At 73.3% G+C, this 13,365-nt stretch carries 9 protein-coding genes; 6 read left to right on the top strand and 3 right to left on the bottom strand.

Translation table 11 applies throughout. From position 1 onward, the window contains the following. Entirely contained in the window at window positions 1-1,404 is a 1,404-nt protein-coding gene (locus CR938_RS06790) for a GntP family permease (protein ID WP_162124275.1), read from the bottom strand. A 171-nt stretch (window positions 1,405-1,575) separates the two neighbouring features. On the opposite strand from CR938_RS06790, the gene CR938_RS06785 reads away from it, so the two are divergent. The 3 genes from CR938_RS06785 (at window position 1,576) to CR938_RS06775 (ending at window position 7,886) form a co-directional block, all read left to right on the top strand. Next, entirely contained in the window at window positions 1,576-3,855 is a 2,280-nt protein-coding gene (locus CR938_RS06785; RefSeq protein ID WP_162124274.1) for a TonB-dependent receptor, read from the top strand. A 112-nt stretch (window positions 3,856-3,967) separates the two neighbouring features. Beyond that, entirely contained in the window at window positions 3,968-7,327 is a 3,360-nt protein-coding gene (locus CR938_RS06780) for a hybrid sensor histidine kinase/response regulator (RefSeq protein ID WP_162124273.1), read from the top strand. Between the two features lie 70 nt (window positions 7,328-7,397). Then, window positions 7,398-7,886 (top strand): NUDIX hydrolase, encoded by a 489-nt coding sequence (locus tag CR938_RS06775; RefSeq protein WP_162124272.1) that lies wholly within the window; start codon window positions 7,398-7,400, stop codon window positions 7,884-7,886. A gap of 294 nt (window positions 7,887-8,180) precedes the next feature. On the opposite strand, the gene CR938_RS06770 is transcribed toward CR938_RS06775, so the two are convergent. Continuing rightward, window positions 8,181-8,846, bottom strand: a complete 666-nt coding sequence (locus CR938_RS06770; RefSeq protein WP_162124271.1) for a response regulator — start codon at window positions 8,844-8,846, stop codon at window positions 8,181-8,183. Between the two features lie 35 nt (window positions 8,847-8,881). Next, window positions 8,882-9,640, bottom strand: coding sequence for a 3-hydroxybutyrate dehydrogenase (locus tag CR938_RS06765; protein ID WP_162124270.1), 759 nt, complete (start codon window positions 9,638-9,640; stop codon window positions 8,882-8,884). A 134-nt stretch (window positions 9,641-9,774) separates the two neighbouring features. On the opposite strand from CR938_RS06765, the gene CR938_RS06760 reads away from it, so the two are divergent. The 3 genes from CR938_RS06760 (at window position 9,775) to CR938_RS06750 (ending at window position 13,358) form a co-directional block, all read left to right on the top strand. Next, the gene (locus CR938_RS06760; RefSeq protein WP_162124269.1) at window positions 9,775-11,604 is read left to right on the top strand and encodes a 3-hydroxybutyrate oligomer hydrolase family protein; all 1,830 of its coding nucleotides are present in this window, start codon (window positions 9,775-9,777) and stop codon (window positions 11,602-11,604) included. 79 nt (window positions 11,605-11,683) lie between these two features. Further along, complete coding sequence (locus CR938_RS06755; RefSeq protein WP_162124268.1) at window positions 11,684-12,298, top strand: CDP-alcohol phosphatidyltransferase family protein; 615 nt, start codon at window positions 11,684-11,686, stop codon at window positions 12,296-12,298. Window positions 12,299-12,362: 64 nt separating this feature from the next. Continuing rightward, window positions 12,363-13,358, top strand: coding sequence for a poly(R)-hydroxyalkanoic acid synthase subunit PhaE (locus tag CR938_RS06750; RefSeq protein WP_162124267.1), 996 nt, complete (start codon window positions 12,363-12,365; stop codon window positions 13,356-13,358). Window positions 13,359-13,365 lie beyond the last annotated feature (7 nt).

Raw genomic sequence — 13,365 nt, 5'->3', positions numbered from 1 at the left:
TCACGCCCAGCCGGTGGCGTAGAACACGCCGATGACGAAGAACACCGCCAGGGTCTTGACCAGGGTGATGGCGAACACGTCCTTGTAGGACTGGCGGTGGGTCAGGCCGGGGACCGCCAGCAGGGTGATCACCGCGCCGTTGTGCGGCAGGGTGTCCATGCCGCCGGAGGCCATCGCCGCCACCCGGTGCAGCACCTCCATCGGGATGCCGGCGGCCTGGGCGTTGGCGATGAAGCTGTCGGCCATGGCCGCCAGGGCGATGCTCATGCCGCCGGAGGCCGAACCGGTGATGCCGGCCAGCGCGGTCACCGACACCGCCTCGTTGACCAGCGGGTTGGGGATCGCGCCCAGCGCGTCGGCCACCACCAGGAAGCCGGGCAGGGCGGCGATCACCGCGCCGAAGCCGTACTCGGAGGCGGTGTTCATCGAGGCCAGCAGGGCGCCGCCGATGGCCGCGCGGGTGCCCTCGGCGAAGGCCGCCACCACAGGCTTCCAGGCAAAGGCCAGCACGCTGAGGATGCCGACCAGCAGCGCACCTTGCACCGCCCAGATGGCGGCGACCTTGGACACCTCCTGCACCACCGGCGCGGGGTTGCCGACCACCGCCGGCACGAAGCTGTGGGTGGCCCCGTACAGCTGCGGAATCCAGCGGGTGAACAGGAAATTGGCCACGCCCACCAGCACCAGCGGCAGGATGGCCACCAGCGGATGGGCCAGGCGCTCGCCGCGGAAGGGCTCGGGCTCGTTGCGCAACGCCATGCCGCTGTCGTAGCCCTCGCCGTTGCGGGCGGCCGCGCGCCGGCACCACTCCAGGTAGGCCATGCCCAGGACCAGGATGAACACCGTGCCCAGGCTGCCCAGCACCGGCGCGGCCCAGCTGTCGGTGCCGAAGAACGCGGTGGGGATGATGTTCTGGATCTGCGGCGTGCCCGGCAGCGCGTCCATGGTGAAGGTGAACGCGCCCAGGGCGATGGTGCCGGGGATCAGCCGCTTGGGGATGTTGCTTTGCCGGAACAGCTCGGCGGCGAACGGATAGACCGCGAACACCACCACGAACAGCGACACGCCGCCGTAGGTCAGCAGCGCGCACACCAGCACGATGGACAGCATCGCCCGCTGTGCGCCGACCAGGCGGATGGTGGCCGCGACGATGGCCTTGGAGAAGCCGGAGATCTCGATCAGCTTGCCGAACACCGCGCCCAGCAGGAACACCGGGAAGTACAGCTTCAGGAAGCCGACCATCCTGTCCATGAACAGCCCGGTGAACATCGGCGCCACCAGGCTCGGATCGGTCAGCAGCACCGCGCCCAGGGCGGCCACCGGCGCGAACAGGATCACGCTGTAGCCGCGGTAGGCGACCAGCATCAGGAACGCCAGCGCCGCCAGCACGATCAGGAAGGACATTGCACGCACTCCGCCCGCCTCCCAGTCGGCGGGGCGCCGGCAGTATCGGCAGGGTGCGCGGCCGCGGCCCACTGTACCAACGGACGATGCCGGCCCCGCCGAGGGGCGCGTACCTTGCCGGGCGTCGGCGGCGACCGTTCGCCGCCCCTGTCATACCCGGGAGGAGGGGAGATGAAGCGCAAGTACCTGAGCATGGCCATCGGCAGCGTGCTGCTGGTCCCCGCGTCGCTGGCCTGGGCGCAGGAAGGCCAGGCGGCCGCCGGCGCGACGGCGCAGGCCGACGCCACCACGCTGGACCAGGTCACCGTGACCGCGCGGCGCCGCGCCGAGTCCATCCAGGACGTGCCGGTGGCGGTGTCCGCCTTCGGCGAGGAGCAGCTGAAGGACCTGCAGGCCAGCAACGTGGACGGCCTGCAGGGTGCCGTGCCCAACCTGAACATCGTCCAGGGCCGCGGCTCGGCCAACAGCGTCAACGTGTTCATCCGCGGCATCGGCCAGCCGGATGCGCTGCAGACGTTCGACCCGGGCGTGGGCATGTACGTGGACGACGTGTACTACTCGCGCATCAACGGCGCCCTGTTCTCGCTGTTCGACGTGCAGCAGGTCGAGGTGCTGCGCGGCCCGCAGGGGACCCTGTACGGCAAGAACTCCACCGGCGGCGCGATCAAGCTGACTACCAAGAACCCGTTCGACGACGCGGGCGGTTCGGCGGAGCTTACCGTGGGCGACTACGGCCGTCTGGAGGGCCGCTTCTACGCCGGCGGCCAGCTCAACGACACGGTCGCGGCCAGCATCGCCATGGCCAAGATCACCAACGACGGCTACGTCGAGAACCGCGCCAGCGGCGACGACTTCAACGACGACGACACCCTGGCCGTGCGCGTGAAGCTGGCCTTCCGTCCGGTGGAGAACTTCCAGGCCATGCTGTCCGTGGACCACACCAAGCAGGACGCCAATCTGACCATGGGCCGGCCCATGGCCCCGCTGATCCTGAGCGAGCTGAACACCCAGCTCCCGGTCGCCGTGCTGGTGCCGGGCGCCACCGGCAAGTGGGACCGCTCGGCGGAAACCTCGTTCGAGCCCGGCAAGGGCCAGAGCATGAAGCACTCCGGCGTCTCCCTGTCCATGGACTGGGACATCAACGAGGCCTGGACGCTGAAGAGCATCAGCGCCTTCCGCAAGCTGGACACCAGTTCCTTCATCGACATCGACGCCTCCGAGTACGAGCTGGGCGACGTGCTGGTGGCGCTGGACCAGGAGCAGAAGAGCCAGGAGTTCCAGCTGCATTACGACAACGGCGGCAACCTGCACGCCACCTTCGGCGCCTACTGGATGCAGGAGGACGTGCCCTCCTACCAGGAGGCCTACGGCGACGACATCTACCTGATCCAGGGCCAGCCGGCCGGGTTCCTGCGCACCATCGAGGACGATCTGACCACCACCAGCAAGGCCGTCTTCGCCCACGTCAGCTGGGAGTTCACGCCGACCTGGACCCTGGCCGCGGGCGTGCGCTGGACCAGGGACGAGAAGGAGTACGAGCGCACCACCAGCACCTTCTGGGAGTCGCAGGGCCTGTTCCTGGGGCTGTTCCCGGCGTCCATGCTCAACGGCACCGTGGACCTGCCGCGGACCCGCGCCTCGTGGACCGCCGTGACTCCGTCGCTGAGCCTGCAGAAGGCCTTCAGCGACAACCTGATGGGTTACGTGTCGGCCAACCGCGGCTTCAAGTCCGGCGGCTTCAACGGCCGCGCCAACTCCGCCGCCGACGTGGCCGAGCCGATGTTCGATCCGGAGTTCGTCTGGACCTACGAGGCCGGCCTGAAGGCGCAGTCCTCCGACCGCCGCATGCGTGGCAGCGTCACCGCCTTCGTCAGCGACTACAAGGACTTCCAGGCGCGCGTGGCGCAGGATTCCAGCACCTTCCCGGTGCTGAACGCCGCCGAGCTGGACATCAAGGGCCTGGAGCTGGAGGGCAGCGCGCTGCTGGGCGCCTCGACCGTGGTCAGCGCGCAGCTGAGCTGGCTGGACGCCGGGTACCAGCGCTTCGACGACTTCCGCATGGATCCGTCGTACCCGCTCTACGACCCGACCCTCAGCCGCGACCATGTGCCGTTCTCGCCGGAGTTCACCGGGCGCCTGGCTGTCCAGCACAACTTCGCCCTGGCCAATGGCGGCACTCTGGGCATCGGCGGCGACGTGTCCTACCGCAGCCGCACCTGGCTGTCGGTGGACAACCGCGCCGTGCTCAGCCAGGAGGGCTACACCGTGGCCGGCGTGTACGGCGTGTGGGATTCGCCGTCCTACGCCTGGCAGGTGCGCGCCGGCGTGCGCAACCTCACCGACGAGGTCTACATGATCGAGGGCCAGGAATTCTCCTCGGTGGCCAACATCCAGACCGCCTACTACGGCCTGCCGCGCAACTGGTACGTGTCGGTGCGCTACAACTTCTGATCCGTCCACAGGCCGGACCGGAAACGACGGCGGCGGGCCCGGCCCGCCGCCGTCGCGCTATGCTCGGGACCGGCGAGGGGCCGGAGGACGGGCGGGTGTCGGGGAACGGGGGATGCTGAGCATCTGGGTGGTGGGCCTGGCCGCGCTGGTGTGGCTGGGGCTGATGTTCGGCACCGCGCTGTACGCCGAGCGCCGGCCGGCGCTGCTGGCCGGCGGCTGGCGCCACGTCTACGCGCTGTCGCTGGCGGTGCCCTGCACGTCCTGGACCTTCTACGGCACGGTCACCCAGGCCGACCGCTACGGCTGGCCGCTGCCGCCGACCTTCGTCGGCGCCATCCTGTTCTACGCGCTGGCCGTGGGCTTCATGGTCCGGCTGGTGCGCCTGGCCCGCGAGACCAACGCCACCTCGCTGGCCGACCTGATCGCCACCCGCCTGGGCAAGGACGCCTGGCTGGCCGCCAGCGTCACCCTGGTCGCGGCGCTGGGCCTGGTGCCGTACATCGCCCTGCAGCTGAAGGCGGTGACCATGAGCCTGGCCACCCTGGTCCCGGGCATGGCCGGGGCGGGGCCGCCCTGGCGCGACGGCGCCCCGTACGTGGCCCTGGCCATGGCCCCGTTCGCCATGCTGTTCGGCACCCGCCGCGCCTCGGCGGCCGAGCACAACCGCGGCCTGGTCCTGGCCATGGCCTTCGAGTCGCTGTTCAAGCTGGCGGCGATGCTGGCGCTGGGCGCCTTCGTCTGGTTCGGGCTGGGGTCGCTGCCGGAGGTGCCGGCGCCACCGCCGGAGCCGCCGGCCGGCGGTTTCATGCCGCTGGTGCTGCTGGGCGCGCTGGCCATGGTCGTGCTGCCGCGCCAGTTCCACGTCGGCGTGGTCGAGTGCCGCGCCGGGCGCCACGGGCGCTCCGCGCGCTGGCTGTTCCCGCTGTACCTGCTGGCCATCGCCGCGCCGACCCTGCCGCTGGCCCATGCCGGCCGCGCCCTGCTGGGCGACGCCGTGCCTTCGGACATGTACGCGCTGGCCCTGCCGCTGGCGCATGGGCAGGGCGGGCTGGCGTTGTTCGCCTTCCTCGGTGGCCTGAGCGCGGCCACCGGCATGGTGGTGGTCAGCACCCTGACCCTGAGCCTGATGATCGGCAACCATTGGTTCGCCCCGGGCCTGCTGCGCGGTGCCTGGTCGCGCGGCGGCGACGGCGACCGCCGCGGCGACCTGCTGCGCCTGCGCCGCGCCGGCATCGCCGCGATCATGCTGCTGGCCTGGGCCTACAGCCGCCTGGTCGCCGGCAGCGAGACCCTGGCGGACGTGGGTGCGGTGTCGTTTTCGGCGCTGGCCACCCTGGTGCCGGTGCTGGGCTTTGCCGTGTGGCGGCCGCAGACCCCGCCGCGCGCGGCCATCGCCGGCGTTGTGGCGGGGTTCCTGACCTGGGCCTGGGTGCTGCTGACCCCCACCGTGGCTGCCGCCGCCGGCTGGCAGGCGCCGTGGCTGGAGGACGGGCCGTTCGGCCAGCGCTGGCTGGCGCCCGGCGCGCTGTTCGGCCTGACCGGCTGGAGCCCGCTGGGCCGCGCGGTCGGCGCCAGCCTGTTCATGGGCACCCTGGCCCCCCTGCTGGCCATGGCCTGGCGGCGCGAGGCCCCGCGCCGCGCCAGCCGCCACCTCGATGCCGACGCCCTGCGTGACGCCGGCCGCCGCTTCCTGCCGTGGGAGCGGGTGGAGGCGCTGCTGGCCGACGCGCCGCGCGAGGGGCCGGTGCCGGCGCAGGTCGAGGCGCGCCTGGAGCGCGAGCTGTCGGCGGTACTGGGCGCGGCCTCGGCGCGCCTGCTGCTGGACGCGGCGCGGCGCGAGAGCTCCGACCTGGAGACGGTCGCGGCCATCGTCGGCGAGGCCTCGCAGGACCTGCGCTTCAACCAGCAGGTGCTGCAGGCGGCGCTGCAGAACATGAGCCAGGGCATCAGTGTGATCGACCGCGACCACCGCCTGGTGGCCTGGAACCGGCGCTACGCCGAGCTGTTCGGCTTCCCCGAGGAGCTGCTCCAGGTCGGCCGGCCGATCGCCGACCTGACCCGCTGGTCGCTGCAGCGCATGCCGCTGCGCGCCGGGGACGCCGCCCCGGCCGACGGCCGCGCGCTGGAGCGGGCGGTGGAGCGGCGCCTGGCGTTCATGCGCGCCGGCACCCCGCACCTGACCGAACGCGTGTTCCCGGACGGCAGCATCGTCGAGATCCGCGGCAACCCCATGCCGGGCGGCGGCTTCGTCGCCACCTTCACCGACGTGACCGCGTTCCGCCAGGCCGAGCGGGCGCTCAAGCGCGCCAACGAGACCCTGGAGCAGCGCGTGGCCGAGCGCACCGCGCTGCTGGAGACGGCCAAGCGCGAGGCCGAGCACGCCAACGATGCCAAGAGCCGCTTCCTGGCGGCGATCGGCCACGACCTGCTGCAGCCGCTGCACGCGGCGCAGCTGTTCGTGGACTCGCTGTCGCAGCAGCTGGAGGACGCCGGGATCGGCCGCGGCCCGCGCGAGACCCTGCGCCAGCTCGGCGGCGCGCTGGATTCGACCCCCGACCTGCTGAGCGGGTTGCTGGACATGTCGCGCCTGGAGGCCGGCGGCCTGGTGCCGGCGCCGCGTGCCTTCCCGCTGGACGAGGTGCTGGCGCCGCTGGCCGAGCAGTTCCGCGCGCTGGCTGCCGACCGCGGGCTGCGCCTGTCCTTCCACGGCACCCGCGCCTGGACCCACACCGACCCGCAGCTGCTGCGCCGGGTGCTGCAGACCTTCCTGGCCAACGCCGTGCGCTACACCGCCAGCGGCCGGGTGGTGCTGGGCGTGCGCCGCCACGGCGGCCGCCTGCGCATTGAGGTGCACGATACCGGGCCGGGCATCCCCGAGGCCGCGCGCCAGGCCATCTTCGAGGAGTTCCGCCGCGGCGAGGGCGCGCCGGGGCAGGGCCTGGGCCTGGGCCTGTCCATCGCCGACCGCATCGCCCGCCTGCTGGAGGCGCCGCTGTCGGTGCGCAGCACGCCCGGGCGCGGCTCGGTGTTCGTGGTGGAGGTGGCGCAGGTCGCCGCGCCGGCCGCCGCCGCGCCGGTGCCGGCCGGCGGCCACGGCCTGGCCGGCCGCCGCCTGCTGGTGGTGGACAACGATCCGGACGCGCTGGCGGCGCTGGCGCAGCTGCTGGAAGGCTGGGGCTGCCAGGTGTTGCGCGCCGCCGGCGGGGCCCAGGCGGAGGCGGCGCTGGCCGGGGGCGCGGCCGACCTGTGGCTGCTGGACTACCACCTGGACGATGGCGACACCGGTGTGGCCCTGGCCGCACGCCTGGCCGGACGCTTCGGCGGCGCACCCTGCCTGGTGCTGTCGGCCGACGCCGGCGAGGGCGTGCGCCGGGCGGTGCGCGAGGCCGACCTGACCCTGCTGTCCAAACCGGTGCGCCCGCTGGCGCTGAAGTCCGTGCTCGACCGCCTGCTGGCCGCCTCGCGCCTGTGAGGACCGGCACGCGGGGCGGCGGCCGGAGCACGGCTAGAATCGCCGCTTCCGCACCGCAAGGCAGCGCGCCATGCCGTACACGCCCATCGTCGCCACCCTCGGCTACGTGCTCTCGCCGGACCGCCGCCAGGTTCTGATGATCCACCGCAACGCCCGCCCGGGCGACCAGCACCTGGGCAAGTACAACGGCCTGGGCGGCAAGATCGAGCGCGACGAGGACGTGCTGGCCGGCATGCGCCGCGAGATCCGCGAGGAGGCCGGCATCGAGTGCACCTCCATGCAGCTGCGCGGCACCATCAGCTGGCCCGGTTTCGGCAGGAACGGCGAGGACTGGCTGGGCTTCGTGTTCGTGATCGACGGCTGGGAGGGCGAACCGCTGCGGTCCAACCCGGAAGGCACCCTGGAGTGGGTGCCGGTGGAGCGCATCCTCGAGCTGCCGCTGTGGGACGGCGACCGCCACTTCCTGCCGCTGGTGTTCGACGGCGACCCGCGCCCCTTCCACGGCGTGATGCCGTACCGCGACGGGCGCATGGTGTCCTGGCACTGGTCCCGCCTGTAAGGCGATGTTCCACGCCGCGCGAGGATTTCCACACCGGATGTGGAAAGCGCCGGGAAAAGCGTGTGGATAACCGCGCGGCCGCCTTGCGCGGCAATGCTGTCAAGAGGGGTGGCGAAAAATTCGCCAGCGCCGGGAGGGGCGGGGCCGCCGTTTTCCACACCCGGTGTGGATGGCTGGCGGACAAAGATGTGGATAACCGCGCGCACGCCTTGCGCGGCGGGCCAGTCAAGTGGGTTGGCGAAAATTTCGCCAGTCCCGCGCGGGACGCCGGGCGCGCCGGCGATGTTCCACGGATCAGCCTTCCAGCTGCCGGCTGGGGTCGCTGAGTTCCAGCTCGCGCAGCACCACGCCGGCCTGGGTGCGGTTGCGCACGCCCAGGCGCTCGAAGATCGCCGACAGGTGCGCCTTGACCGTGCGCTCCTGCACCTGCAGGCGGTCGGCGATCTGCTTGTTGAGCAGACCCTGCGCCACCAGGGGGAGCACGCGGAACTGCTGCGGCGAGAGGCTGGCCAGGCGCGCGGCCAGCTCGCGGTCGTGCGGCGAGGACTGCGCGCGCGCCACCGCCGCGCGCAGCGAGGCCGGCAGCCACTGCTCGCAGGCCAGCACGCTGCGGATGGCCTCGCGCAGCTCCTCCAGGCCCGAGCTCTTGGGCAGGTAGCCGGCGGCACCGTGGTCGAGCGCGCGGCGCACCACACGCGGGTCGTCGTTGGCCGACACCACCACCACCGCCACCGCCGGGAACTGGGCGCGGATCGCGGCCAGCCCGGCCAGGCCGTGGTTGCCGGGCATGTGCAGGTCCAGCAGCACCAGGTCCACGTCCGGGTGCTCCTCCAGCGCGGCCAGCACGCCGTCCAGCGAGTCGGCCTCCAGCACACGCAGCTGCGCCACCGCGTCGGCCGCGGCCGCGCGCAGCGCGGCCCGGAACAGCGGATGGTCGTCGGCGATCAACAGGGTGGGCATGGCCGGTGCGGGAGCGGAGGAGGGCGCCGTACGGCTTACTGCACGGTCCAGCCGCCGTCCAGCACCAGGGTCTGGCCGGTCATGTTGCGCGCCGCCGGCGAGATCAGGAAGGCGGTGACGCCGGCCAGCTCGTCGAAGCCGATGAACACACCCTTGGGCATGGGTTTGAGCATCACCTGCGAGACCACCTCGGCCTCGGAGATGCCGCGGGTGCGCGCCTGGTCGGCGATCTGGCTGTCCACCAGCGGGGTCTTCACGTAGCTGGGGCAGATGGTGTTGATGGTGATGTCGGTGTCGGCCGTCTCCAGCGCGATCACCTTGGAGAAGCCGACCAGGCCGTGCTTGGCGGCCACGTAGGCGCTCTTGAACGGGCTGGCCACCAGCGAGTGGATGCTGCCGATGTTGACGATGCGGCCGAATCCGCGCTCGCGCATGCCCGGCAGCACCGCGCGGGTCAACCGCGCCACGCCGGTGAGCATCACCTGCACCAGGAAGTCCCACCTGGCCATCGGGAACTCCTCCAGGCGCGCCACGTGCTGCAGGCCGGCGTTGTTGACCAGCACCTCGACCGGGCGCGAGATCGCGGCCAGCGCCGCGGCCACGCTCTCGTCGGAGGTCACGTCCAGGGCCACGGCCTCGGCCGAGCCGCCGGCCTCGCGGATCTGCCGCGCCACCTCGCCGGCGGCGTCGGGATTGAGGTCGCTGACGATGATGTGGTGGCCGGCCCGGCCCAGCTCGAGGGCGATGCCCGCGCCGATGCCGCTGGCCGCGCCGGTGATGAGGATGCTGCGCATGGAAGGACCCGTGTTGGCTGGAAGCGCCGGCAGCTTAGCGCAAGCCGCGGTGGGGCCGGCTGGTACCAAAGTACGATGACGCGCGCGCGCGCCGCCGGTAGCGTGCGTGCATTTCCGAGAAAGGTTGCCTGCCGATGCCACGCCTGCCGATCCTGCTGCTGTCCGCCGCCGTCCTGGCCGCCTGCGGCAGCACCCCCGAGCGTTCCACCGCTGCCAGCGGCGCGGCCGCCGTCGAGCCGCGGGTCACCGAGCACCGCGATGGCGACGACCTGCTCACCGCCGGCCTGGGCCTGGACGGGCTGCGCGCGATGGCGCCGCCGGCCTGGGCCGATCCGACCAACCCGACGCCGGCCGAACTGCGCCGCCGCGCCATCTGGAGCAGCTGGCGCGGCATCGCCGACCTCTCGCCCGGCGGCGGCTACGGCAGCCTGTACGGCAGCGTGCAGGCGGTGCCGGGGCGCGAGTACTCGGCGCTGGCGAGGCTGCCGGGCGCCAGACATCCGCACCGCGTGCTGGTGCAGGTCCCCGACGCCTTCGACCTGCAGCGCCGCTGCGTGGTGGTGGCGCCTGCCTCCGGCTCGCGCGGCGTGTACGGCGCCATCGCCGTGGCCGCGCCGTGGGCGCTGCCGCGCGGCTGCGCGGTGGCCTACACCGACAAGGGCGCCGGCTCCGACTACGTGGACCTGGACGCGCGCACCGGCGTGCGCCTGGACGGCACCACCGCGCCGCTGGACGGCGGTGGCGACCTGGCCTTCGCCCCGGAGCTGCCGGAAGGCGCCACCGGCGTGGCCTTCAAGCACGCGCACTCGGGCGACAACCCGGAGGCCGACTGGGGCCGCCACGTCAAGCAGGCCGCCGAGTTCGCCCTCGACGTGCTGGGCCGTGCCTTCCCGCATGCCGCGCCGTTCACCTTCGCCGACACCCGGGTGATCGCGGTGGGCATCTCCAACGGCGGCGGCGCGGTGCTGCGCGCGGCCGAGCTGGAGGGCGACTGGCTGGACGCGGTGGTGGCCGGCGAGCCGAACGTGTACGTGGAAGGCCACGGCGGCCGCCCGCTGTACGACTTCGCCACCGAGGCCGCGCTGCTGCAGCCCTGCGCGCTGCTGCACGTGCCCGCCGACGAGCTGCCGCAGCCGCCGCTGCGCGCCCAGGTCGAGCCGCTGTGGCAGGCCCGCTGCGCCAGCGCGGCCGCGGCCGGCCTGGTCGAGGGCGCGGACACCGCGGCGCAGGCGCGCTCGGCCTACGACAGGCTGCGTGCCAACGGCTGGACCGACGAGGCCATCCGCGCCGGCGTGCCGAGCGTGGGCTTCGACCTGTGGCGCTCGGTGGCGGTGACCTACGCCTCGGCCTACGGCCGCTACGGCATCGGCGAGCATCCCTGCGGCTTCGCCTTCGCCGCGCAGAACCCGGACTTCACCCCGCGCGCGGCGACCGCCGACGAGCGCAACGCGTGGTGGGCCGACGCCGCCGGCATCCCGCCGGGCAACGGCGTGGGGCTGGTGGATAGCAAGGTCGCGCCGCCGGACTTCACCCTGCCGGGCCTGCAGTGCCTGCGCGCACTGTACGACGGGCAGGGCGCCGACGCTGGGCGCGTGCGCGCCGGCATCGCCGCCACCCGTGCCGCGGCGCCGCGTCCCGGCCTGCCGGTGCTGGTGGTGCACGGCACCGACGACGGCCTGATCCCGCCGGTCTTCACCAGTGCGCCCTACGTGGCCATGGCCCGTGCCGCCGGCCGCGACCAGGTGCGCTACTGGCAGGGGCGCAGCGGCGAGCACTTCGACGCCTTCCTCGCCTTCCCGGCCTATGGGGCACGCCACGCGCCGATGCTGCCGTACGTGTACGCCGCGCTGGACCGGGTGGAGGCCTACCTGGACGGCAGGGCGCCGCTGCCGGAGGACGCGCTGATCCCGGCCAGCGGCCGCGGCCTGGGCGCGGTGGAGGCGGCGCAGCTGCCGATGCCGTGAGCGTCGGCCGCGGCGACCTGCGCGGCGTCTCGACGGCGGCGGGCTTATGCTGGCACCCGTCCTCCACACGGGTGCCTGCATGAGCCGCCACTTCTCCATGCTGCGCGAGTTCCAGCTGGCCGACTGGTTCACCCTGGCCAACGCCTTCTGCGGCACCGGGGCCATCTTCGCGGCCATGCGCTTCCTGCAGGAGGGGCGGACGGCCGACCTGCTGCTGGGCATGGCGCTGATCCCGGCCGCGTTCGTGTTCGACGCCCTGGACGGGCGGGTGGCGCGCTGGCGCAAGTCCGCCTCCACCCTGGGCCGGGAGCTGGACTCGCTGGCCGACGTGATCTCCTTCGGCGTGGCCCCGGCCGCGCTGGCCTACGCCTGCGGCATGCAGGGCGGCTGGGACTGGCTGGTGCTGAGCTACTTCGTCGGCTGCGGGGTCAGCCGCCTGGCCCGCTACAACGTCACCGCCGAGGCCCTGTCCGGCGGTGGCGACAAGGTCAGGTACTTCGAGGGCACGCCCATCCCGACCAGCCTGCTGCTGGTGGTGGTGCTGGCCGTGGCCGCCGCGCGCGGGGCCATCGGCCCGGAGCTGTGGTGGGGGCAGTGGCAGCTCGGTCCCTGGCAGCTGCACCCGCTGGTGCTGCTGTTCGCCCTGTCCGGCTCGCTGATGATCAGCAAGACCCTGCGCATCCCCAAGCCCTGACCGTGCCCGGTGCCCGCGCCGCGGCCCGCGCCCGCTGCTAAGATCGGCGCAATACGGAGGGCACATGGCCGAGGCGAAGGCCGCCGGCGACCTGGAGTCGCTGCTGCGGCAGTACTGGGAAACCTGGAGCGGGCTGGCCGGCGTTGACCGGCAGGGGCCGGACCTGGCCGCCTTGGACTGGTACGGGCGCATGCAGCGCCTGGCCGCCCGGTTCGCCGGGGGCGGCAGCCCGGCCGAGATCGCCCAGGCCTGGCGCGAGGCGCTGGGCGGCGAGGCCGCCGATCCGTTCGCCATGCTGCGCGGCCTGCCGGGCCTGTCCGGCGACTGGCTGCGCCAGGTGCGCCCGCTGCTGGAAGGCCTGCTGCGCCCGCTGCGCGAGCAGCAGGAGCACTGGTTGCGGCAGCCGGCCTTCGGCCCGGCGCGCGAGCACCAGGAGCGCCTGCAGGCGCTGGCCCGCGCCTGGCAGGAATGGGAGCAGCGCAGCCAGGACTTCGCCGGACACCTGGAGCGCGCCGGGCAGCGCGCCTTCGAGCTGTTCGAGCGGCGCCTGGCCGAGCGCGAGGAGACCGGTACCCCGCTGGAATCGGCCCGCGCCCTGTTCGACCTGTGGATCGACGCGGCCGAGGACGCCTGGGCCGAACTGGCCCTGACCCCGGAGTTCGGCCAGGCCTTCGCCGCCATGACCAACGCGCAGATGCGCCTGCGCCTGGGCCTGCAGCGCGAGGTGGAGCTGCTGGGCGCGCTGCTGGGCCTGCCCGGGCGCAGCGAGCTGGACGCGGTGCACCGCAAGGTGGCCGAGCTGGAACGTGCCATGCGCGCCGGCCGCCACGCCGGCGGTGACGGCCGGGCAAGCTCCGCGGCCCCCGCGGCGCCGGCCGGCAGCAGGGCCGCCGCGAAACGGCCTGCCGCCACGAAGAAGCCCGCCGCGCGCAAGTCCGCGCCGGCGAAGAAGGCCGCCACCGCGAAGAAGGCCGTGTCCAGGGCCGCTGCCACGAAGCAGCCCGGCGCCCGGGCCGCGGCCAAGGCCGCGCCGCGCGGGCGCGGAGGACGTGCCCGGTGAGCGGTCC

Origin of the sequence: Pseudoxanthomonas taiwanensis (assembly GCF_010093135.1) — a bacterium.
GTDB classification, from domain to species: domain Bacteria; phylum Pseudomonadota; class Gammaproteobacteria; order Xanthomonadales; family Xanthomonadaceae; genus Pseudoxanthomonas; species Pseudoxanthomonas taiwanensis.
This window is presented reverse-complemented; position numbering and strand designations above follow the sequence as displayed.

Coding starts and splice junctions, on each gene's coding strand:
- CR938_RS06790 (WP_162124275.1), bottom strand. CDS start 1,404: ATGTCCTTCCTGATCGTGCTGGCGGCGCTGGCGTTCCTGATGCTGGTC.
- CR938_RS06785 (WP_162124274.1), top strand. CDS start 1,576: ATGAAGCGCAAGTACCTGAGCATGGCCATCGGCAGCGTGCTGCTGGTC.
- CR938_RS06780 (WP_162124273.1), top strand. CDS start 3,968: ATGCTGAGCATCTGGGTGGTGGGCCTGGCCGCGCTGGTGTGGCTGGGG.
- CR938_RS06775 (WP_162124272.1), top strand. CDS start 7,398: ATGCCGTACACGCCCATCGTCGCCACCCTCGGCTACGTGCTCTCGCCG.
- CR938_RS06770 (WP_162124271.1), bottom strand. CDS start 8,846: ATGCCCACCCTGTTGATCGCCGACGACCATCCGCTGTTCCGGGCCGCG.
- CR938_RS06765 (WP_162124270.1), bottom strand. CDS start 9,640: ATGCGCAGCATCCTCATCACCGGCGCGGCCAGCGGCATCGGCGCGGGC.
- CR938_RS06760 (WP_162124269.1), top strand. CDS start 9,775: ATGCCACGCCTGCCGATCCTGCTGCTGTCCGCCGCCGTCCTGGCCGCC.
- CR938_RS06755 (WP_162124268.1), top strand. CDS start 11,684: ATGAGCCGCCACTTCTCCATGCTGCGCGAGTTCCAGCTGGCCGACTGG.
- CR938_RS06750 (WP_162124267.1), top strand. CDS start 12,363: ATGGCCGAGGCGAAGGCCGCCGGCGACCTGGAGTCGCTGCTGCGGCAG.